Genomic DNA, 1684 nt, shown 5'->3' with positions numbered 1-1684 from the left:
GCCTTCAACGCCCAATAAAATAGGCTTATTCATGGCGGCCAGTTCGAATATTTTAGAAGGAAGCACCGATTTAAACGTTTCCGACTTACGTAGGTTTACCAAGCCTACATCGAGCAATGAAATATATTGGCTTACCTCCTTTTTTGGCACTGGATTCAAAAGTGTCACATTTTTTAGTCCCAGCTTTCTCTTTTGCTCCAAAAGATTTTCTTTTTCGGCACCGGCACCCAAAAAAAGAAAATGCACGTCTTCGTCCGATATCTCCTTGGCGCAATCCAGTATAAAGTCCAACTTATGGGCCATACCGTGCGTACCGATATAGCCTATGACAAATTTGTCCTTTAGCCCAAGTTCGTTTGCCAAGGTTTCGTTCTTTGGAACGGGAACGAACATATCCGTATTTATTCCATTCTTGACGACTTCAATTTTCGATGAAGCAATATGATGCTTCTTAACAAGTTCTTCCTTAAAGGAATCTGTTACCGTAACGATTTTCCACGCACTCTTGTACATGCGATGCTCTAGAAATTCGAAAAAGCTTATAATCGGATTGTTATCCATGGCACCCACCGCTTTAATGGATTCCGGCCAAAGGTCACGTACTTCCATGACCCATTTCTTGCGTTTCCAAAAGCTGAGCCATCTTCCTGAAATAACCGTAAAAAATTGTGGCGAAGTCGCTACAATAACATCCGTCTTCACGAAAAGACCTGCCAAAAACGAGGCGAACATAAAACTGAGATAATCTATGATACGCTTTATAAAACCCTCATTTGCAGAGATATAAGTCCAAACCCGAATGACCTTAATTCCTTCAATATATTCCGTTTGGTAAAATTTGTTTTCATAACCATCAAAAACTTTTCCCTCCGGAAAATTTGGTGCTCCGGTAATTATGGTTACTTCCGCCCCAGCTTTCACCCATTCTTTTGTGTGTTCAAAAGTACGTGTCGCCGGAGCATTGAATTCCGGCGGGAAATTATCGGAAAGAAACAATATTTTCATTGGTTTTGGATGGGTTATCAATCTGCTTTAAAGAAAAAATATTTGTGTTTGGAGGTGGCTATAAAATGATACAACCAATCTCTCCCCGATTTCCGTGCGATTGAAACCTGATGCGTACCGATATTCTTCCTTTTCCATTTTCAAAAAATTGCCATCAAAGCTAATGCGAATATTTTTTTCAATTAAAGTTAAACTTTTCTGACTGATATTGATTTCGGTAGCGCCAACCATTGGATGTAGATGAAAAAAAGCTTTTTGTTCGTCTGTCTTACCTTTGGTCAGTTCATCGATTATTTGAATATTGGTGTGCTGTGCCTTGACCGTTCTCGTGTGCAGAATACCAAGGTTTTTATAGCCGTTATGCGTTGCTTTTATCTCATTGGCATCCTCTTTCAGATTTCCGATTTTCGCCCTTTTTGCGACCCGAAAGCCGCCCCATACCTGAGTCTGGTCTCTATTGTCAACAATAACGGTATTATGAGCGGCCGTGCCTCTTTGTTCTTGACGTAGTTCGTTTTTTTCGTATGTCGATATGCCCGTATCGACAATGGTAGGCTGCCCATCACAATATAGTTCAAAACTAAAGGTGTCGGCATGGGCGTGGCCCGGTTGGTAGGTCGGCCCGACATTTCCGACATCGACAAAGAGTTCATATCGTTCGCCAATGAATTTCCGATAT

2 protein-coding genes are annotated in these 1684 nt (G+C 41.2%); both read right to left on the bottom strand.

The features are described 5' to 3' along the window. On the bottom strand, positions 1–1005 hold a 1005-nt coding region (locus ACEW8S_RS13490; protein WP_373518666.1), incomplete at its 3' end, for a glycosyltransferase family 4 protein. A gap of 27 nt (positions 1006–1032) precedes the next feature. Then, the coding region (locus tag ACEW8S_RS13485) for a heparinase II/III-family protein (protein ID WP_373518665.1) at positions 1033–1684 on the bottom strand (652 nt) is incomplete at its 5' end.

The organism is Pricia sp. (genome assembly GCF_041745955.1).
Lineage (GTDB): Bacteria > Bacteroidota > Bacteroidia > Flavobacteriales > Flavobacteriaceae > Pricia.
The sequence above is the reverse complement of the archived record's forward strand: the minus strand, read 5'-3'. Positions and strand labels throughout refer to the sequence as shown.